Below are 19628 nucleotides of genomic sequence, written 5' to 3'. Positions count from 1 at the left end.
AGGACACCGTGTGAGCCGGATCTCGGTCCGGGGATTCGCCGTGGCATCTGCCACTGCGGTCACCACAGTCGGCGCCGTCGTGGGTGTTGCCTCGGGCAACACCCAGCCCTCGAACGACCTCGAGGCGACCGCAGCCGGCACGACTCTCCTCACAGACATACCCGTTGGCGAGCAGGCGCAGGTCCAGACCGCGTCCCTGACGCAGCAGGCCGACGCCCAGGCTGCCGCCGCGGACACCGCGGCGAAGAAGTCCGCCGAGGAGGCCGCGCGACTGCAGGCCGCCAAGGACGCCAAGGCGAAGAAGGAAGCCGCCGAGGAGAAGGCAGAGCGCGAGCGCGAGGCGAAGGAAGAGGAAGAAGCCAAGCAGCAGGCCGCCAGCCGTTCCGCGACCCGCGACGCGTCCTCGTTCTCGGTGCAGAGCTCGTACACCGTTGAGCAGGTCAAGGCCATGGCACGCCAGATGGTGCCGGCCGACCAGTTCCAGTGCTTCAGCAACATCGTGACCCGCGAGTCCACCTGGAACTACCGGGCGGAGAACCCGTCCTCCGGGGCCTACGGCCTCGTCCAGGCGCTGCCCGGTACCAAGATGGCCTCGGCGGGTGCCGACTGGCGCACCAACCCCGCCACCCAGATCAAGTGGGGCCTCAACTACATGGACGACCGCTACGGCAGCCCGTGCGGCGCCTGGTCGTTCTGGCAGGCCAACCACTGGTACTAGGGAGTACCCGGCCCCTGGGCCCGAAGGCCCGAAGGCCCCGTGAAAGGGGCCGGCCGACGACCTCAACCTCGCGGAGCCCCTCGCCGTCCTACGGTGAGGGGCTCCGCGCGTGTACGGTCATCCCGGGGGAAGGGAAGCAGCATGCCAAAAACGCCAGGGTGGCTGGGCCGGCTCGGAGCCGGGCTGACCCGGATGGAACAGCGCCTCAACGAGCGTCGCGCCGCGAGTCACGCGGACGACGACGCGGACACCGCCATGGACGACGTGGACCGCGGAAACCACGCGACCCGCGCCGGCGATGAGCAGGACACCGGACGCGGTACGGCCGCGCCGGCTCCCGAGCACGCCCCGGGGCGTGACCACACCGCCGCCCAGGACCAAGCTGCCGCCCGCGACCACGTCCCCGCGCCGCCCGACTACGCGCCGTCCGTGGCGGCCCGGCCGCAACCCATGGACGCCATTCCCTGGGGCATGCGGGTCGCGGCGGAGGTGGGCTGGCGGCTGCTCGTACTGGCGGGCACGCTCTGGGTGTTGATGCGCGTCATCAGCGAGGTCCGCCTGGTCGTCCTCGCGTTCGTCGCCGCGCTCCTGATCACCGCCCTGCTCCAGCCCACCGTGGCCCGGCTCCGCAGACTCGGCCTGCCGCGCGGGCTGGCCACGGCCGTCACCGCCGTCACCGGCTTCGTCATCATCGGACTGGTCGGCTGGTTCGTGGTCTGGCAGGTCCTGGAGAACCTCGGCGACCTCTCCGACCGGGTCAGGGACGGCATCGACGAGCTCAAGCAGTGGGCACTGGACAGCCCGTTCCATGTCACTGACAAGCAGATCAACGACATCGCCGACAACCTCAGCGACACGGTCGGGACGAACACCGAGGAGATCACCTCGGCCGGACTCCAGGGCGTGACCGTGCTGGTGGAGATCCTCACCGGCATGCTCCTGGCGATGTTCTCGACGCTCTTCCTGCTCTACGACGGCAAGCGCATCTGGCAGTGGGTGCTCAAGCTGGTGCCCGGCCAGGCCCGGCCGGGCGTCGCGGGCGCCGGCCCGCGCGCGTGGCGCACGCTGACCGCCTATGTGCGGGGCACGGTGATAGTGGCCCTGATCGACGCGATCTTCATCGGCCTCGGCATCTACTTCCTCGATGTCCCGCTGGCGGTGCCGCTGGCCGTGTTCATCTTCCTCTTCGCCTTCATCCCGCTCGTGGGCGCCGTCGTCTCCGGAGCGCTGGCCGTGGTGGTCGCCCTGGTCACGCAGGGCGCGTTCACCGCGCTGATGGTGCTGGTCGTCGTACTCGCCGTACAGCAGCTCGAAGGCCATGTGCTGCAGCCGTTCATCCTCGGCCGCGCGGTCCGCGTGCATCCCCTCGCGGTGGTCCTGGCCGTCGCCGCGGGCGGCCTGACGGCGGGCATCGGCGGCGCGGTGGTGGCCGTACCGCTGGTGGCGGTGACCAACACGGTCGTCGGCTACCTGCGGGCGCATTCCCGGGAACAGGCCCTGCGCATCGGCCCGTCCCCGCACGGCGCGACGGCGGTGGACGTCGCGGGCGCCCCGGCGGAACGGGACGGACGAGCGTGATCTCAGAGCCGGAGATGGTGGGGGACTTCGGCCCGCCGGAACTGTCGGAAACGGTCGAGCCGCCGGCCGCGGAGCGGGACTCGCCGCGGCGGCCCTGGCTGTGGGCCCTGGGCGGGGCGGTGGTGGCATCCGCCGTGTGGGCGGGCGGGCTCTACGCGTTCGGCGGCGCCGCCGAACGGCTGCCGGACACGCGCGGCTACCAGGTGGACGAGCAGCTGTGCGAGAAGGCGAAGCTGTCGACCCTGACCGCGGAACTCGGGAAGAAGATCGACAGCCCGCTGGCGACGGTACGCAAGCACGCGGCCCTCGACCGGGCGAACTGCACCGTCCCCCTGCTGCCGGCGGCGGCGGACACGGAAGGGTTCACGATCGACCACGAAATCTGGATCGGGGTCGAGCTGCACAAGAAGACGGACCCGGCGGCGGAGTTCGAAGCGGACCTCACGCCCAACGAGTGGTACGGCGCCGCCGGCTTGAAGCCGGAAGCGGTACCGGGCCTGGGGGACCAGGCCTTTCTGGTGACGGAGGACGACCTCAGCCCGCCGCTGCTGAAAGTGCGCGACGGCGGGGCCGTGTTCACCCTTCAGATCACCGTCAGCGTGGGCTTCTCGGGGGACGCGGAGCCCGAGGGCGACTATCCGGAGCCCGATGTGTCCGGCCTGGAAACGCTGATGATCGAGGACATGCGGGAGCTGATGAGCACGCTCAAGTCGTGACCGACAGCCCGCCGGCCTTCAGCAGGGCCGTGACGTCGAGAGTGACTTTGGCGCCGATCGACTCGGGCAGGGTGACCTGCTGGCCCGGCGCGTAGAGCGCGTGCTTGTCGTACTCGTCGGCAAGGGGGTCCGTCAGCACGCGCACCCGCTCGTTCCTACGGTCGACGATCACGTAGACGGGGATCTTGGCCTCGGCGTACGCGCGGACCTTGTTCTTGAGGTCGTTGTTGTAGTTGCTGGAGGTCACCTCCAGGACCAGGCGGAAGCAGGCGGGGTCGTAGCAGTTGTTCTCGACGAGGTGTTCTTCGAGATCGGCGTCGACCACCACGAGGTCGGGAATGGCATAGTCCTCGGGTCCGCCGGGCAGCCAGAGGCCGAGTGCCTGGAGGACCTGGCTCTCCTCGCCGTGCAGGCCTGCGGCGAGGAAAGGGATCATGATGTCGGTCAGCGTTTGGGCGTGCGGGCCGTCCGGTGGTGGGGCCACGGTGATGACGCCTCCGATGATCTCGATCCGGTAGCCGGGGTGCTGCTCCATGAGCCTGTTGGCCGTTTCGAGCAGAGTTTCCGGCTTGCCGTCCCAGGGGTGCTCGACTGCTGCGGCAGACATGCGGGCCTCCTGATGGCTGGTGTCGAGAGCATCATCGTAGGCCCGTCCCCCCGCACATGTCCGGTAACGGAACGTGCACCCGTACGAGTGAACGAAGGGGCCCGCACACCGGAGTTCCGGTGGGCGGGCCCCTTCGCGTGCGTACCGCGTGCGTGCGGGGAACTACTCGGCCGCGAGTACGGCCTCCGAGTCGAGCGTCACGCCGACCGCCTGGATCACCGAGGCGATCTTGAACGCCTCCTGGATCGTCTCGCGGTCCACGCCGGCCTTGCGCAGCACCTGCTCGTGCGAGTCCAGGCACTGGCCGCACGCGTTGATCGCGGAGACGGCGAGCGACCACAGCTCGAAGTCGACCTTCTCCACACCCGGGTTGCCGATGATGTTCATCCGCAGACCCGCGCGCAGCGTCCCGTACTCGGGGTCCGACAGCAGGTGCCGGGTCCGGTAGAAGACGTTGTTCATGGCCATGACGGCGGCAGCCGACTTGGCGGCCGTGTACGCCTCGTCGGACAGGTTCGTCCTGGCCTCCGGCTCCAGCTCACGCAGCACCTTCGGCGAGCGCGAGGCGATCGCGCAGGCCAGGACGGTGCCCCACAGCTGCTGCTGCGGCAGGTCGCTGTTGCCGATGACCGAGCCGAGGTTCAGCCGCAGGTCCTTGGCATAGTCCGGGATCGCGGATTTCAGTGCGTCGAGGGCCATGGGTCACTCACCCGCCAGCAGCTTGACCGGGTCCAGGGTCTCGTCGCCGGACTTCCAGTTGCACGGGCACAGCTCGTCGGTCTGCAGCGCGTCGAGGACCCGCAGGACCTCCTTGGGGTTACGGCCCACTGAACCGGCGGTCACCATGCTGAACTGGATCTCGTTGTTCTGGTCGACGATGAAGACGGCGCGCTTGGCGAAGCCGTCCTCGCCCTCGATGCCGAGGTCGCGCATGAGCTCGTGCTTCGAGTCGGCCATCATCGGGAAGGGCAGGTCACGCAGGTCGGCGTGGTCCTTGCGCCAGGCGTGGTGGACGAACTCGGAGTCGCCGGAGAAGCCGAGCACCTGGGCGTCGCGGTCGGCGAACTCGTCGTTCAGCTTGCCGAAAGCGGCGATCTCGGTCGGGCACACGAAGGTGAAGTCCATGGGCCACGCGAAGACGATCTTCCACTTGCCCTCGTAGGTCTTGTGGTTGATCTGCTCGAACTCCTTGCCGCTCTCCAGAGAGACGCAGGCGGTCAGATCGAACCTGGGGAACTTGTCGCCGACAGTGAGCACAAACTCTCCTTGCAACGAGGAAAGGCCCCTTTTGGGGGCGCTTTTCCGCGGGGGTTGGACGGATCACCGATGGTGGCACGGCGGCTATTGATCACGGAAATAGCTAGACTGGGTCATCGTGATCGGAGGTGCCTATCAGTGTCTGTCAGTAATTCTGCCAGCAATAGGGGAGCGAGCCGGAGCAAGCAGCCCACCCTCGCGCAGCTGCGCGCCTTTGCCGCCGTGGCCGAGTACCTGCACTTCCGGGACGCGGCCGCCGCCATCGGGATGAGCCAGCCCGCGCTGTCGGGGGCCGTCTCGGCGCTGGAGGACGCCCTCGGCGTACAGCTGCTGGAGCGTACGACCCGCAAGGTGCTGCTCTCGTCCGCCGGGGAGCGGCTCGCCGTACGGGCGAAGGCTGTGCTCGACGCGGTCGGGGAGCTGATGGAGGAGGCCGAGGCGGTGCGGGCGCCCTTCACCGGGGTGCTGCGGCTCGGGGTGATTCCCACGGTGGCGCCCTATCTGCTGCCGACCGTGCTCTGGCTCATCCACGAGCGGTACCCGGAACTGGACCTCCAGGTGCACGAGGAGCAGACCGCGTCGCTGCTGGAGGGACTGTCCGGCGGCCGGCTGGACCTGCTGCTGCTCGCGGTGCCGCTCGGAGTGCCGGGGGTGACCGAACTGCCGCTGTTCGACGAGGACTTCGTGCTGGTCGCGCCGCGCGACCACTGGCTGGCGGGGCGCAACGACATCCCGCGCGAGGCGCTGCGCGAGCTGGATCTGCTGCTGCTCGACGAGGGGCACTGCCTGCGCGACCAGGCGCTCGACATTTGCCGGGAGGCGGGCCGTACCGATGGGGCCGCGGTCACGACCACCGCCGCCGGGCTCTCCACGCTGGTGCAGCTGGTCGCGGGCGGGCTCGGGGTGACGCTGCTGCCGCGTACCGCGCTGCGGGTGGAGGCCAGCCGTAACGAGCATCTGGCCACCGGGTACTTCGCCGAGCCGGCGCCGTCCCGGCGGATCGCGCTGGCGATGCGTACCGGCACGGCCCGGCAGGAGGAGTTCACCGCGTTCGCGGACGCGCTGCGGGAGGCGATGCGGCCGCTCCCGGTGTGGCCCGCCGAGTAGCGGGTCCGCACCAGGAGCGGACGGCTCACTCGGTGCGCAGGCCGTCCGGGCGCATCAGCCGCCACAGCGGTGGCAGGCTCAGTGCGGTGACCAGCAGGACCACGCCGGCGCCGATGCCGGCCATGGTGGCGACCGACATCCAGTCGACGCCGAAGCTCGTGCCCGCCATCTTCAGCAGGATCGAGCCGAGTCCCAGTCCCACGGCGGAGGAGAGGGCGAGGCCCAGCGCGACGGGGACGGCGGTCTGCCACAGGATCGACCAGCTGAGCGTGGTCCGGCGGGTGCCGAACGCCACCAGTGCCGACAACAGCCGCTTGCGCTCGCGCAGTTGCTCCAGCATGGAGACCAGCAGGCTGGCGCCGATGAGCATCAGCACTCCGGCGGCCCCGATGAACAGGCCCTTGCGGACGCTCGCGAACTTGGTCGACGTCTCGGTCGCCTGCACGGTCATGACGTACGCCAGGGGATTCGCCTCGTACGCGAGGTTGCGCACCCGGTCGGCGGCGGCGGACTCCCGCGGGTCGAGCTTGACGAACAGTGTGTACTGCATCGGCAGGCCGGACACCTTGGCGAGCGCGCCCGGGGTGGCCAGGACACCGCCGCGGTCGTAGCCGGTGGGGTCCGGCCGCGAGGGCACCCGTCGGGCGTCGGCCGGCACGGTCCACGCGATCTCGGCGCCCTTGGGGCCACCGCCGCTGTAGCTCGGGTCGATCACGAGCCGGCTGCCGGGCTGCGCGTGCTGGGCCACCGCCGCGCGCTCGTCGCCGCCCTCGGCGAGGAAGATGTCGCCGTCACGGCAGGAGCCGATCCGGGCGTTCTCCTTGAGGGCGGCGCAGTCGCCGATGGTCAGCGACAGCGATTCCGCCGGGTCCTTGGCGGTCGGTGACAGCGTGGCGAAGGCGAGGGCCGTCGCGTCCCGTACGCCTTCGGCGGCCTTGATCCGCTGGGACAGCTCCTGGGTCTGGGCGGGGGACAGGTCGCGAGCGGACACGGCCAGGTTGGCCCGGTCCGGGGACATCCCGCTGTTCCTGGTGTAGTCGCCCTGGATGCCGGCGAACAGCATCTGCAGGGCGATCGCCCCGGCGACCGCGACCGCGATGCCGTTGACCAGGCGGGCCGCCGTACCGCTGGTCAACTGGAGCCGTCGTACGGCCAGTTGCCAGGCGACCGTGCCGCCGCCGAGCCGGGCCACGACGAACTCCACCAGCCAGGGCAGCAGCGCGGTGACTCCGACCAGCAGCAGCACCACGCCGCCGGTCACCTGCCACTGGTTGAAGTCCCCGCCGTCCCGGCCCTGGCCCATCAGCGGGTAGAGCAGGGCGAGCCCGGCGAGCGGCGGCACCAGGCGCCACCACACCCGGCGTTTGCGCGGGACGCTGCTGCGCACCACGCCGAGCGGCTCGATGACGACTCCGCGCAGGGCGAAGAGGGTCACCGCGAGCGCCGCGGCCGGGACGGCGACGCCGACGAGCGCGGCCAGCGCCGGGCTCGGGTCGACGTCGGCCGGGAAGAGGTTGAGGCCGGCGACGGTGAAGTCCCCGACGAACTGCCTGCCGAGCAGGAAGAATCCGGCGCCGAAGAAGAGACCGAGCAGCGATCCGGCCAGGGCCTCACCGGCGGCGATGCGCCGGGTCATCCGTCCGTCGGCGCCGACCAGGCGCAGTGCGGCGAGCCGGCGGTCGCGCCGGTCGCCGCCGAAGCGCACGGCGGCGGCGATGAAGACCGCGACCGGCATCAGCAGGACGACGAAGATGATGACGACGAACAGGGCGAGGACCGGGTCCATCTCCTCGGCCGGGCCCATGGGGGCGAACGCGTTGATCCGCTCGACGCCGTCGGTGCTCGCCTTGAGGACGTCGCTGCCCGCGTAGTACGCGAGTTCGTGCGGGCCCAGCAGTCCTTCGTCGGTGATGGTTCCGATGATGCGGTAGTCGAGGCGTTCGCGCAGCAGCTCGCCCGAGGGGGAGTCGAGCAGGTCGGCCAGGGCGGGGGAGACGACCATCTCGCCGGCCCCGGGGTTCTTCGCCAGGCCGGGCGGCACCGGGGCCTTGTCTCCCTCGGGCAGCAGCAGCCGGCCGCGGACGTCTTTCCGGTCGTACGTGCTGTCGGTGCGGCCGACCAGCATGGTGTCGGCGGCCGGCCCGGTGGTGATGCCCGCGCCGAAGTCGTTACGGGCGTCGCCGCGCTGGTCGCGGGCGCCGAGGGCGGACGGTACGGCGGTGGTGAACAGCAGCAGCGCCACACCCAGGCCCACACCGACGGCGGTGAGCAGGGTGCGGGTCCAGCCCTCCCGGCCGCCGGTCACGGCGAACCGGGCGCCCATCCTCAGATCGTCGGCCCAGCTCATGCGACGCGCTCCGCCGTGTCGCTGGACGTGTCGCTGGACGTGCCGCTGGACATGTCGCGTGACTTGCCGTCACGGACGACGATCTCCCGGTCGGAGTAGGCCGCGACCCGCGCCTCATGGGTGACGAGCACCACGGCCGCGCGGGTGTCCCGGGCGGCGGCGGTGAAGAGCTGCATCACGCGCTCGCCGTTGAGCGAGTCCAGCGCGCCGGTCGGCTCGTCGGCGAAGAGCACGCGCGGGGAGGTGACCAGCGAGCGGGCGACGGCGACGCGCTGGCCCTGGCCGCCGGAGACCTCGCCGGGGCGCTTGTGGCCGAGTTCGGCGACCTCCAGGCGCTCCATCCACTCCAGTGCCTTGCGCTCGGCCTCCTTCTTCTTCACGCCGTTCAGCCGGAGCGGCAGGGCGACGTTCTCCGTACAGCTCAGTTCCGGTACGAGCTGGCCGAACTGGAAGACGAAGCCGAAGTCGCTGCGGCGCAGTGCGCTGCGTTCGGCGTCCGACATCGCGGTGAGGTCGCGGCCGTCGTACGTGATCGTGCCCGAGTCGGGGCGGACGATCCCGGCCAGGCAGTGCAGCAGGGTCGACTTGCCGGACCCGGAGGGGCCCATGACGGCGACGACCTCGCCGGGGCGGATGGTGAACTCCGCGCCGTCGAGCGCGGGGGTGGGCCCGTAGGCCTTGCGCAGTTGGGCGGCGGACAGCAGCGGGCCGGTCACTTCCGTACCTCCTGGGCGAGCTGGTCGAGGCGCGCGGCGGTGAGTTCCAGCCAGCGCAGGTCGGCCTCGAGGTGGAAGAGCGCGTGGTCGCAGATGAGCTGGTCGGCGAAGTCGCCGCTCACCTTGCGCCGGGTGAGCTCGCGCATCAGGCGCAGGTGCTCGGCGCGCTGGGTGTCGAGCAGACCGGCCGCGCTGCGGTCGGTGAGGAGCGCGAGGACGACCTTGGTGTAGAGGGTCGACTGGAGGTACGGCTCGGGCTTCTCGGGCTGCGCGAGCCAGCTCTCGACATCGGTGATGCCGGCTTCGGTGATCGCGTAGCGCTTGCGCTCCGGGCCGTCGCCGGCCTCTATCCCGTCGACCTCGACCAGACCGTTCTTCAGCAGCCGGGACATGGTCGAGTAGACCTGCCCGTAGTGCAGCGGACGGTCGTGTCCGAACTTCTCGTCGAACGCGCGCTTGAGGTCGTAACCGTGGCGTGGGCCGGACTCCAGGAGTCCCAGCAGGGTGTGGCCGATTGACATGCGCAGCACTCTACACACTGCGTATACACCCCATGTATACCCAGTGTGTAGAGAAGCTGACCTGCGGTTTCTTTCCGCAGGTCAGCTGCGATTGTCACGATTCGGTACGAGGATCCGCCTCCGGGGCAGCCTCCGGCGCCGCGTCCCGCGCCACGGCCCTGGGGGGCCGCCCGCGGCGGGGGATCGGGCCCGTGCCGCCGGGCAGCCGGCCCGACTCGGCCAGCGCCCGCCGCAGTACGAACTCGATCTGTGCGTTCGCGCTGCGCAGTTCCTCGCCGGCCCAGCGCGCCAGCGCCTCGTACACCAGGGGGTCCAGCCGCAGCAGCACCTGCTTGCGCTGCTGCGGCCTGCCCTTCGGGCTGCCGGGGTCCGTCACTGGTAGAGCGTGCCGGTGTTGAGGACCGGCTGGGCGGCCCGGTCGCCGCACAGCACCACCATCAGGTTGCTGACCATCGCCGCCTTGCGCTCCGAGTCGAGCTCGACGATGTCCTGCTCGGCGATCCGGGTGAGTGCCATCTCCACCATGCCGACCGCGCCCTCGACGATCTGCTTGCGGGCGGCGACGACGGCCCCGGCCTGCTGGCGCTGGAGCATCGCCGACGCGATCTCGGGCGCGTATGCGAGGTGGGTGAAGCGGGACTCGATGATGTGGACGCCGGCCGCCTCGACCCGGGCGTGCAGTTCTATGGCGAGCTTCTCGGTGATCTCCTCCGCGTTGCCGCGCAGTGAGAGGCCGTCCTCCTCGTGGGCGTCGTACGGGTACTCGATCGCGATGTGGCGGACGGCGGCCTCGGTCTGGGTCGAGACGAACTCCAGGAAGTCGTCCACCTCGAACATCGCCTGCGCGGTGTCCTCGACCTTCCAGACCACGACCGCGGCGAGCTCGATCGGGTTGCCGTAGGCGTCGTTGACCTTGAGTACGGCGGTCTCGTGGTTGCGCACCCGGGTCGAGATCTTGGCGCGGGAGGTCAGCGGGTTGACCCAGCGCAGTCCGTCGGTGCGGATCGTCCCCCGGTAGCGGCCGAAGAGCTGGACGACGCGGGCCTCGCCCGGCGCCACCATGTTCAGCCCGCACATCGCGAGGAACGCGGCGATGCCGACCAGGATGCCCGCGATGATCAGCGCGGCCTTGGCGCCGCCCGAACCGGCCGCGGCGCCGCCGGTGACGAGGCCGGCGCCGGCGGCCAGGCCCAGCAGGCCGAGCAGCAGGGCGAGGCCGCCGCCGATGCTGCGGGCGGCGAACTCGCGGACCCGCGGTGCGGGCATCTGTGGGAGATCGGCGGTGGTGTTCTCGGGCATGACTGGTCCCCGTTTCGGTCGTTCTGGGTCTAGCGAAGTGATATCAGATTACACGGGCTCGCAACCATGCACAGCTCTCAGGAGTCGGTTCCAGTGACACGGGTGCTCATTGTCACGTCCGGAAGGCCCGGATTGGCAGAGCTTTGTCCACAGGCGCGGTGTTAGCTTGCTGAGCTGACGTCGGGGGTTCACGAGCGGAGCAGTGGAGCATGGGCCGAGCAGAAGCACGACGAGCACAGCAGGGCGGTGCGCGCCGGGCGAGGAAGGCGGAGAAGCCGGGCGGCATACGCCGCTTCTTCACCTGGAAGAAGGTGCTGGGCACCTTCTTCGGACTCTGCCTGCTCCTGATGGGCGCCTTCGTGGTCCTCTACTTCACGGTGGAGGAGCCCGAGCCGAACGACCAGGCCCGGATGCAGAGCAACGTCTACACGTACAGCAACGGCAAGATCCTCGGCCGCACCGGCGATGTGAACCGGTCGATCGTCGGTCTCGACCGCATCCCCAAAGACGTCCAGATGGCCTTCGTCGCCGCCGAGAACAAGACCTTCTACCAGGACTCCGGCGTCGACCTGAAGGGCACCGCCCGCGGTCTGATCAACACCCTCTCGGGGCAGGGCAAGCAGGGCGGCTCGACGATCACCCAGCAGTACGTCAAGAACTACTACCTCGAGCAGGACCAGTCGGTCACCCGCAAGCTCAAGGAACTGGTGATCTCGCTCAAGGTCGACCAGCGCATGAGCAAGGACGAGATCCTCGCCGGCTACATCAACACCAGTTACTACGGGCGCGGTGCGTACGGCATCCAGGCCGCGGCCCAGGCGTACTACCGCGTCGACGCGAAGGATCTGACCGTCGACCAGGGCGCGTACCTCGCCGCTCTGCTCCAGGCCCCCAGCGCGTACGACTGGCACGCGGCCACCCCGACCGGCCGGAAGTTCGTCCAGGAGCGCTGGGACATCGTCCTCGGCCACATGGTCGACATGGGCCGGCTGGACGAGGCGAAGCGCGCCACGCTGAAGTTCCCCGTGCCGAAGGAGCCCCAGGCGGCGCCCGGCATGAGCGGCCAGGCCGGCTATCTCGTCGAGGCGGCCAAGTCGGAGCTGGAGAAGGCCGGGATCTCCAAGGCGGAACTCGACGCCGGCGGCTGGACGATCACGCTCAACATCGACCCCAAGAAGCAGCAGAAGCTGGAAAAGGCGGTCGAGGAGCAGCTGGAGGACAAGCTCGACCGCAAGAACAACAAGGTCGACGCGACCGTGCAGGCCGGTGCGACCTCGGTGGACCCCAAGACCGGGCACGTGGTTGCGATGTACGGCGGAGTCGACGCCACCCAGCACTACATCTCCAACGCGACCCGCTCCGACTACCAGCCGGGCTCGACCTTCAAGCCGTTCGTCCTGGCCTCCGCCATGGAGAACGAGTCCGTGACCCAGGACGGCAAGCCGATCAAACCCAACACCGTCTACGACGGCACCAGCCGCCGGCCGGTCGAGGGCAGCGAGACCGCTTTCGCCCCGCAGAACCTGGATGACAAGGACTGGGGTCCCGTCACGGTCCAGAAGGGCACCAACCACTCGCTCAACTCCGTCTACGCGCAGATGATCGTGGACGTCGGGCCCGACGAGGCGAAGAAGACCGCGCTCGCCCTCGGCATGAAGGACCGCGGCGGGTTCGACGAGCGTCCGGCCATGTCGCTGGGCCCGATGGGCGCGAGCACCGTGGACATGGCGGCCGCCTACGCGACCCTCGCCAACCACGGTGAGAAGGTCACCCCGGCGATCGTGAAGTCCGCCGAGCACAAGAGCCGCAAGGTCGAGCTGCCGAAGCCGGTGGGCGGCGAGGCGATCAGCCGGGTGAGTGCCGACACGGTCACCAAGGTGCTCACGGGCGTCGTCAACGAGGGCTCGGCGAGCGCCGTGCGGTCCAGCGCCTACGAGGCGGCCGGCAAGACCGGTACCTCCGAGCAGAACAAGTCGGCCTGGTTCACCGGCTACACGCCCGAACTGACCACGGTCGTCGCGCTGTTCGGCGAGTCCACCAAGGAGGGCGGCGGCCAGGTCTCGCTGACCGGAACCGCCAACTCCGGCCGTGCCAACGGCGGTGGCTTCCCGGCCAGGATCTGGAAGCAGTACACGCTGGACGCCCTGCGCGGGGGTGACACCAACCAGCGGTTCGACCTGGAGACGGACATGGGCCAGGTCGAGGCGCCCCCGACGCCGACCCAGGAGCCGACCGAGACCGAGGAGCCGGACCCGACGCAGACGCCGACGGACGAGCCGGACCCGACGCAGACGCCGACGGACGAGCCGGACCCGACCTTCTCCCCGGACGACCCGACGGACCAGCCGACCGGCGGCCTCATCGGCGGGCCGGGAGACACCACCGGTGGGGATACCGGCGGTGACACGGGCGGTGACACGGGCGGGGATACCGGCGGCGACACGGGAGGCGGGGAGGACAGCTTCCGGCCGCCGAGGCCGTAGGGCCAGGGCGGCCGGGAGGCTCCGGGCGGCCGGGAGCGGGGGCGTGGGCGGTCAGCCGCCGCGCCCCCGGACACCCCTAGGTACGAGCGGGTGCCGGCAGCTCGAACCAGACCACCTTTCCGCTGCTCAGCCGGGTCGCGCCCCACCGCCGCGCCAGCCGGTTGACCAGGAACAGACCCCGGCCGCCCTCGTCGGTGTCCCGGGCCCGGCGCTGCCGGGGCAGCTGCGGCGAGTCGTCGCCGACCTCGCAGCGCAGGACGTCCGTACGCAGCAGCCGCAGCGTGACCGGCCGCTCCGCGTACCGCACGGCGTTCGTCACCACCTCGCTGACCAGCAGCTCCACTGAGTCCGAGAGCTCCTCCAGGTCCCAGCGGGCCAGCGCCCGCCGGGCCAGGCGGCGGGCCCGCCCGGGAGCCCGCTCTTCCGGCTCAAGGAACCAGTACGCGACATCGCTCGGCGCGATCCCGTCGAAACGGGCGGCGAGCAGCGCGATGTCGTCGTCCCGGTCACCGGGGCCGAGCATGTCCAGGACGTCGTCGCACAGCGCCTCCAGCGGCGGCGGATGGTCCGGCCCGGTCAGCTGGGCGGTGGCGGCCAGCCGCTCCCGCAACTGCTCGATACCGGTCCAGACGTCGCGCAGCCGGGACTCGACCAGGCCGTCGGTGTACAGGAGCAGCGTCGCGCCGGCCGGGGCGTCCAGCTCGACCGCCTCGAAGTCGACGCCGCCGACGCCGATGGGCGCGCCGGGCGGCACCCGCAGCACCTCGGCGCGGCCGCCCAGGTGGAGCAGTACGGGCGGCGGATGGCCGGCGTTGGCGATGGTGATGCGGTGCGAGACCGGGTCGTACACGGCGTACAGGCAGGTCGCCATGCGGTCCGAGCCGAGCCGCTGGGCCTGCTCGTCGAGATGGTGCAGCACCTCGGCCGGGGGCAGGTCGAGCTGGGCCAGGGTCTGCGCGGTGGTGCGCAACTGGCCCATGATCGCGGCGGAGGTCATGGAGTGGCCCATGACGTCGCCGACGACCAGCGCGACCCGGCTGCCGGGCAGCGGGATCGCGTCGTACCAGTCACCGCCCACCCGGGCCGTCTCGGCGGCCGGCAGGTAGCGGCTGGCGAGCCGGACGCCGGTCGGCTGCGGCAGCGAGTCGGGCAGCATGGTGCGCTGGAGCTCGTCGGCGATGTACGCCTCGCGCCCGTACAGCACGGCCTTGTCGATGCCCAGCGCGGTGTGGGTGGCCAACTGGGCGGCCACCAGCAGGTCGTTGGGCTCGAACGCGGGCCGCTCCGGGCGGCGCAGGAACACCGCGGCCCCGATCACCCGGCGCCGGCCGCGCAGCGGGGCGAGGATCGCCCGGTGCCCGCCGGGTACGGGATGGTCGCCGCCCAGCAGCTCGGTCAGCGCGGCGCGCGCGGCGGCGGAGGCGCCGAACACCGGCCGTACGCCGCGGAGCACCTCGGCCAGCGCGCCGCCGGGCCGGATCTCGCACAGTTCGGCGGCGGGCATGTCCGTCTGCATGAACAGCTGCTGCCGGGCGGCCTCGGTCTCCGGGTCCGTGCCGTTGTCCGTGCTCTCGTCGATCGGGCGGAGCCGGTCGGTTCGCCGGAGCCGTAACACCACGGGGCCGGCGGGCCGTTCGTCGCCGACCGGCAGCGGGTCGCGAAGGTACACCAGGATCGCGTCGGAGAACGTCGGTACGGTGGCCCGGCACAGGCCCAGCACGATCTCGTCGAGGTCTATGCCCCGGGCGATCCGCCGGGTGGCGGCGCCCACGAACCGCAGCCGGTCCCCCTCGCGGCGAGCCGCCGCGGGGTCGGCGGCCGGGCCGGCGTCCTCGCGTATGCCCGCGGGGTCGGCGTCCAGACCGCGGGCGCCGGGGACGGCCCCGGCGCCGGCCAGGCCGTGCCCGTCCGTCCCGTGCCCGACCGTGCCGTGGACATCCGTCCCGTGCCCGACCGTGCCGTGGGCGTCCGTGCCATGTCCGTCCGCTGTGCTGTGCGGCTCGGCCTTGCCGTGGCCGTCCGCGGCGGCGCCGGGTCCGTCCTCCCTGGGCCGGGAGCGCGGCGCGGCCGACCGGGGCTGGGCGGGCACGCCGTCGGCGGCCGTTCCGGTACGCCGCTGCAGCGCCCCGCGCGGGTCCGCGGGCGCGGTCGGCCGGGCAGCTCCGGGCTGCGGGCCTTCGTGGGAGGTCGGGTACTCCGTCACGCGTGGGATTCCGTCCGTTCGCGCTTGATGTGCGCTGCACTCAACTCAGTCGCGGTATACCCGCTCAGCGGGAGGGACACCGTCAACTCCCTCCCTCAAGGCCCCTCTCGTTTCCTCTTGTGACGTTCGGTCAAGGTCCTTGCACGGCAGCGTCATTGCAGCTGCGCAGCCATACGGAGGACGATCCTACGTTTGAACCCCGGGGGCGCATCAAGGGTCTCATGAGGTCATATGCGCCGGGGTGCGGTCCCAGTCGTCCGGCAGCACCGGCACGGTCCACCGCGGGTCCGGCCGCCAGTCCTGCCAGCCGTCGCAGAACGGCCGGCCCCACGCCGTGATCACCTCGACCGCGGCGCGCCCGGCTCTTCGTACGCGCCGGGCCTGACCCGCGTTCATCAGTCCGGCCCGTTGCGCCTGGTCGAACTCGTCCTCGTCCAGCCAGTTCCAGCTGCGGTCGGGATGCACCGCGATGTCGAGGAAGTGGTCTTCGGAGTCGACTCCGCGGGTCCACCGGGTGCGGGGCTCCTCAAGGTTCACGTACCAGTTCTTGAAGCGCCAGCCCCGCTCCCAGAACAGCCACACCGACCACGGTTCACCGGGCCGGGCCAGCTTCAGCACCCCCGTACCGAACCAACGCGAGCGGACGGTGGTGCGGGGCGCGGTATAGCGGGTGGCGAGCGGCTCGTGGTGCACGGGCGTCCTTCCGTCCGCGAGCACCGGCTTCACACACTCGGTGCCCGGCGCCATCCACACCGCCAGCAGATCCGGGGTGTCCTCGACGACGGTCACCGGGCGGCAGATGTGGACATGGCCGTTCCCCTCCACGGCGTTGCCGCGGTAGCGCCAGAGGATGTGGTCTCCCGGCGACCAGGGGGAAGTGCCTGTCGTACCTGTCATGCGCAGATCTTAGGGGCGAAGGGGGCCGGGCGCTGCGGTACAGATCATGAAGATTCCGTTCATGGGCGAATCAGCAGGTCAGGGCCGGGTCATACGCAGCACGTCCAGGGCTTCGCCGAGCTGTTCCAGGGTCAGGTCCCCGCGCTCCACATAGCCCGATTCGAGGACCACCTCGCGGATGGTCTTCCGCTCGGCCAGCGACTTCTTGGCGACCTTGGCGGCCTCCTCGTACCCGATGTACTTGTTCAGCGGCGTGACGACGGAAGGCGACGACTCGGCGTACTCCCGGGCCCGTTCGACGTTCGCCGTGATGCCGTCGACGGTACGGTCCGCCAGCAGGCGGGAGGCGTTGGCCAGCAGCCGTACGGACTCCAGCAGGTTCTTCGCCATCACCGGCAGCATGACGTTCAGCTCGAAGTTCCCGGCCGCGCCGGCCACCGCGACCGTGGTGTCGTTGCCGGTCACCTGCGCCGCGACCATCAGCACCGCCTCCGGGATCACCGGATTCACCTTGCCCGGCATGATCGACGAGCCCGGCTGGAGATCGGGGAGGCTGATCTCGGCCAGGCCGGTGCGGGGACCGCTGGCCATCCAGCGCAGATCGTTGCAGATCTTGGTGAGGGAGACCGCGATCGTGCGGAGCTGGCCGGACGTCTCCACCAGCCCGTCCCGCGCCCCCTGTGCCTCGAAGTGGTCCCGGGCCTCGGTCAGCGGCAGGCCGGTGGTGTGGGCCACCTCGGCGATGACGGCCGCGGAGAAGCCGGGCGGGGTGTTGATGCCGGTGCCCACCGCGGTGCCGCCGAGCGGGAGTTCCGCCAGGCGCGGGAGCGCCGACTTCAGCCGTTCGACACCGCCCCTGACCTGGGCGGCGTAGCCCCCGAACTCCTGGCCGAGAGTGACGGGCGTCGCGTCCATCAGGTGCGTACGGCCGGACTTGACCACCTGCGCGAACTCGGCGGACTTCCGCTCCAGCGAGGCCGCGAGGTGTTCCAGGGCCGGGATCAGGTCACCGGTCACGGCGGCGGTCGCGGCGATGTGGATGGAGGACGGAAAGACGTCGTTGGACGACTGCGAGGCGTTGACGTGGTCGTTGGGGTGGACCTCGCGGCCGAGCCGTTCCGTGGCGAGGGTGGCGACCACCTCGTTGGTGTTCATGTTGGACGACGTACCGGAACCGGTCTGGAAGACGTCCACCGGGAAGTGCTCGTCCCAGCGGCCCTCGGCGACCTCGGCCGCCGCCTCCTCGATCGCCGTCGCGATGTCCGCGTCCAGCACGCCGAGTTGGGCGTTGACCTTGGCGGCGGCCGCCTTGATCCGGCCCAGGGCCTCGATGTGGGCGCGCTCCAGGCCCTGGCCGGAGACGGGAAAGTTCTCCACCGCCCGCTGGGTCTGGGCACGCCACTTGGCGTGCGCGGGGACCCGTACCTCGCCCATGGAGTCGTGCTCGGTGCGGTACCCGCTGTCGTCCTGATCGGTCGTCATCTTCGTCGTACCTCCGAAAAGTTGAGCAATTGTCTGGTTAAAAGTGTTCCCAAGTCTCCTACTGGCCAGTAAATACCTGCGGTAACACTGACATCGGGGAGGCGTACATGGCACGTACCAGACCCAGACTCAGATGTACCGTCGCCGCTCTCGCGGCACTCGCGTCCGCCCTCGGCGGACTCACCGCAATCACCCCCACGGCCCAGGCTGCCCCCGCACCGGCCGCCCCCGCTTCCATCCGCGCATCCACCCCACTGCCACCCGCACTCGAGACCATCCGCGCCGCCGAGGCCACCAAGCTCTACGGCAGTCCGGCCGAACGCCCGCTCGCCGAGCGCAAGACCGGCCTCATCTCCCTCGGCGACAGCGAGATCTCCGGCGAGGGCGTCGGCACGTACGAACCCGGCACCAACGGCCCGTCGAACTGGTGCCACCGCTCGCCCGACGCCGCCATCCACCGCACCGGGATCCCCGCGGACGTCACGTACAACGTGGCCTGCTCCGGGGCGTACACCGGCAACATCCGTATCGGCGGCGGCAAGCAGTACGCCGACGAGCTCGTCCAGAGCGACAACCTCGCCATCAAGGCGCGCAACACCCGGATCAAGATGGTGCTGCTGGTCGCCGGTGCCAACGACGACCTCCAGTTCGGCCCGGTGATCACCGACTGCGTCACCCGGTGGTTCACCTTCCAGGGCGCCTGCGAGCCCAAGTACGCGCCCGGCTGGCAGGGCCGCATCGACGGCCTGGTGCCCAAGGTCCAGGCGACGGTCGCCGACCTGCGTACGGTCATGCGCGAGGCGGGTTACGCCGACGGCGACTACAAGCTGGTCGTCATGGGCTACCCCGGCCCGATCGGTCCCGACATCTACGACAACCCCAGCTACCCCGGCAAGATCCCCGGTGGCTGCACCGGCTACGACCAGGACGCCCGCTGGGCCCGCAACGCCGCCGTACCCGGCTTCCAGAGCGGGATGCGCCGGGCCGCGCAGCAGTCCGGGGCGGTCTACCTCGACAACTCCCGCCTGTTCCACGGCCATGAGGTGTGCATGGACGACCCGTGGGCGCGCGGCCTCTACATCGACGTCACCAACCCCTTCCCGCCGGACTCGAACTCGGTGCGCCAGTCCTTCCACCCGAACGTACGGGGCCACGCCGCCTTCGCCTCGTGCCTGACCCAGCTCTACCACTCGGGCCTGACCGAGGCGAGTTGCGCGGACCCGGCGAGCACCGGAAAGCCGCAGCTCTTCCCGGGCGGCTGGGACGACGCCTACAAGCCGCTGAAGAACGAGTCCACCGGCAGCTGCCTGGACGTGTACAGCGCCAACAGCCGCAACGGCGCACAGGTCGGCGGCTGGGACTGCAACGGCGCCCGCAACCAGGGCTGGTGGTACGACGCCGGCCGCAAGTCCGTGCACACCGAGCTGACCCACGACCGCTGCCTCGACGTGTACCGCGGCAGCTACACGGCCGGCACGGCGGTCGTCCTGTGGAACTGCCACGGCGGGGCCAACCAGCAGTTCGTACGCGAGTCGGGCACGATCCGCCCGGCGGCGGCGACGGCACTGTGCCTGACCCTCGCCTCCGCGAAGGAGCCGCTGCGGCTCCAGACCTGCACGGGCGCCGCGAACCAGCGGTTCGCGTAGCGGCCCGTCCGCGGTCGCCGGAGGGGCTGACCATCGGCCCCTCCGGCGACG

The 19628-nt window shown here is 70.7% G+C and carries 17 protein-coding genes; 6 read left to right on the top strand and 11 right to left on the bottom strand.

Features of this window, described 5'->3' with window-relative positions; all coding sequences use genetic code 11:
* Positions 1 to 10: 10 nt before the first annotated feature.
* The 3 genes from ACWV17_RS05550 to ACWV17_RS05540 all read left to right on the top strand — a co-directional run bounded on the left by ACWV17_RS05550 (position 11) and on the right by ACWV17_RS05540 (position 3012).
* Positions 11 to 718 carry an aggregation-promoting factor C-terminal-like domain-containing protein gene (locus ACWV17_RS05550; protein ID WP_455352721.1) on the top strand — a complete coding sequence of 236 codons (708 nt, stop codon included), beginning with the start codon at positions 11 to 13 and terminating at the stop codon, positions 716 to 718.
* A 141-nt stretch (positions 719 to 859) separates the two neighbouring features.
* Positions 860 to 2296, top strand: coding sequence for an AI-2E family transporter (locus tag ACWV17_RS05545; protein WP_455358702.1), 1437 nt, complete (start codon positions 860 to 862; stop codon positions 2294 to 2296).
* The gene (locus tag ACWV17_RS05540; RefSeq protein ID WP_455358701.1) at positions 2293 to 3012 is read left to right on the top strand and encodes a hypothetical protein; all 720 of its coding nucleotides are present in this window, start codon (positions 2293 to 2295) and stop codon (positions 3010 to 3012) included. The genes ACWV17_RS05545 and ACWV17_RS05540 overlap by 4 nt, the downstream gene beginning before the upstream one ends.
* Here the strand turns inward: ACWV17_RS05540 and ACWV17_RS05535 are convergent.
* The 3 genes from ACWV17_RS05535 to ACWV17_RS05525 form a co-directional block, all read right to left on the bottom strand.
* Entirely contained in the window at positions 3002 to 3619 is a 618-nt protein-coding gene (locus tag ACWV17_RS05535) for a Uma2 family endonuclease (protein ID WP_455358700.1), read from the bottom strand. The two genes, ACWV17_RS05540 and ACWV17_RS05535, sit on opposite strands and share 11 nt — an antisense overlap.
* Before the next feature lie 162 nt (positions 3620 to 3781).
* Positions 3782 to 4318, bottom strand: a complete 537-nt coding sequence (locus tag ACWV17_RS05530) for an alkyl hydroperoxide reductase (protein ID WP_455358699.1) — start codon at positions 4316 to 4318, stop codon at positions 3782 to 3784.
* Between the two features lie 3 nt (positions 4319 to 4321).
* Complete coding sequence (locus ACWV17_RS05525; RefSeq protein ID WP_455358698.1) at positions 4322 to 4876, bottom strand: peroxiredoxin; 555 nt, start codon at positions 4874 to 4876, stop codon at positions 4322 to 4324.
* A gap of 138 nt (positions 4877 to 5014) precedes the next feature.
* Here ACWV17_RS05525 and ACWV17_RS05520 point away from each other — a divergent pair, with 138 nt between their 5' ends.
* Entirely contained in the window at positions 5015 to 5983 is a 969-nt protein-coding gene (locus tag ACWV17_RS05520) for a hydrogen peroxide-inducible genes activator (RefSeq protein WP_455358697.1), read from the top strand.
* 25 nt (positions 5984 to 6008) lie between these two features.
* Here the strand turns inward: ACWV17_RS05520 and ACWV17_RS05515 are convergent, their stop codons facing one another.
* From ACWV17_RS05515 to ACWV17_RS05495, 5 genes are all read right to left on the bottom strand, one after another.
* Complete coding sequence (locus tag ACWV17_RS05515) at positions 6009 to 8330, bottom strand: FtsX-like permease family protein (RefSeq protein ID WP_455358696.1); 2322 nt, start codon at positions 8328 to 8330, stop codon at positions 6009 to 6011.
* Positions 8327 to 9046 (bottom strand): ABC transporter ATP-binding protein, encoded by a 720-nt coding sequence (locus ACWV17_RS05510; RefSeq protein WP_455358695.1) that lies wholly within the window; start codon positions 9044 to 9046, stop codon positions 8327 to 8329. The genes ACWV17_RS05515 and ACWV17_RS05510 overlap by 4 nt, the downstream gene beginning before the upstream one ends.
* The gene (locus tag ACWV17_RS05505) at positions 9043 to 9567 is read right to left on the bottom strand and encodes a PadR family transcriptional regulator (RefSeq protein WP_455352712.1); all 525 of its coding nucleotides are present in this window, start codon (positions 9565 to 9567) and stop codon (positions 9043 to 9045) included. Before ACWV17_RS05505 ends, ACWV17_RS05510 begins: the two co-directional genes overlap by 4 nt.
* A gap of 94 nt (positions 9568 to 9661) precedes the next feature.
* Positions 9662 to 9994, bottom strand: a complete 333-nt coding sequence (locus ACWV17_RS05500) for a hypothetical protein (protein ID WP_455358694.1) — start codon at positions 9992 to 9994, stop codon at positions 9662 to 9664.
* The gene (locus tag ACWV17_RS05495) at positions 9940 to 10866 is read right to left on the bottom strand and encodes an SPFH domain-containing protein (RefSeq protein ID WP_455358693.1); all 927 of its coding nucleotides are present in this window, start codon (positions 10864 to 10866) and stop codon (positions 9940 to 9942) included. The genes ACWV17_RS05500 and ACWV17_RS05495 overlap by 55 nt, the downstream gene beginning before the upstream one ends.
* Positions 10867 to 11075: 209 nt before the next feature.
* Between ACWV17_RS05495 and ACWV17_RS05490 the strand changes: the two genes are divergently transcribed.
* Positions 11076 to 13349 carry a transglycosylase domain-containing protein gene (locus tag ACWV17_RS05490; protein ID WP_455358692.1) on the top strand — a complete coding sequence of 758 codons (2274 nt, stop codon included), beginning with the start codon at positions 11076 to 11078 and terminating at the stop codon, positions 13347 to 13349.
* 76 nt (positions 13350 to 13425) lie between these two features.
* Here the strand turns inward: ACWV17_RS05490 and ACWV17_RS05485 are convergent, their stop codons facing one another.
* The 3 genes from ACWV17_RS05485 to ACWV17_RS05475 all read right to left on the bottom strand — a co-directional run bounded on the left by ACWV17_RS05485 (position 13426) and on the right by ACWV17_RS05475 (position 17931).
* Entirely contained in the window at positions 13426 to 15552 is a 2127-nt protein-coding gene (locus ACWV17_RS05485) for a SpoIIE family protein phosphatase (RefSeq protein ID WP_455358691.1), read from the bottom strand.
* A gap of 219 nt (positions 15553 to 15771) precedes the next feature.
* Positions 15772 to 16449 (bottom strand): cytidylyl-2-hydroxypropylphosphonate hydrolase, encoded by a 678-nt coding sequence (fomD, locus tag ACWV17_RS05480; RefSeq protein WP_455358690.1) that lies wholly within the window; start codon positions 16447 to 16449, stop codon positions 15772 to 15774.
* 78 nt (positions 16450 to 16527) lie between these two features.
* Entirely contained in the window at positions 16528 to 17931 is a 1404-nt protein-coding gene (locus tag ACWV17_RS05475; protein ID WP_455358689.1) for a class II fumarate hydratase, read from the bottom strand.
* A 107-nt stretch (positions 17932 to 18038) separates the two neighbouring features.
* Here ACWV17_RS05475 and ACWV17_RS05470 point away from each other — a divergent pair, with 107 nt between their 5' ends.
* A complete protein-coding gene (locus ACWV17_RS05470; protein ID WP_455358688.1) occupies positions 18039 to 19577 on the top strand; it encodes a ricin-type beta-trefoil lectin domain protein in 1539 nt (512 codons plus the stop codon).
* The last annotated feature ends 51 nt before the right edge of the window (positions 19578 to 19628 follow it).

Source organism: Streptomyces mabaensis, assembly GCF_053763515.1.
The sequence above is the reverse complement of the archived record's forward strand: the minus strand, read 5'-3'. Positions and strand labels throughout refer to the sequence as shown.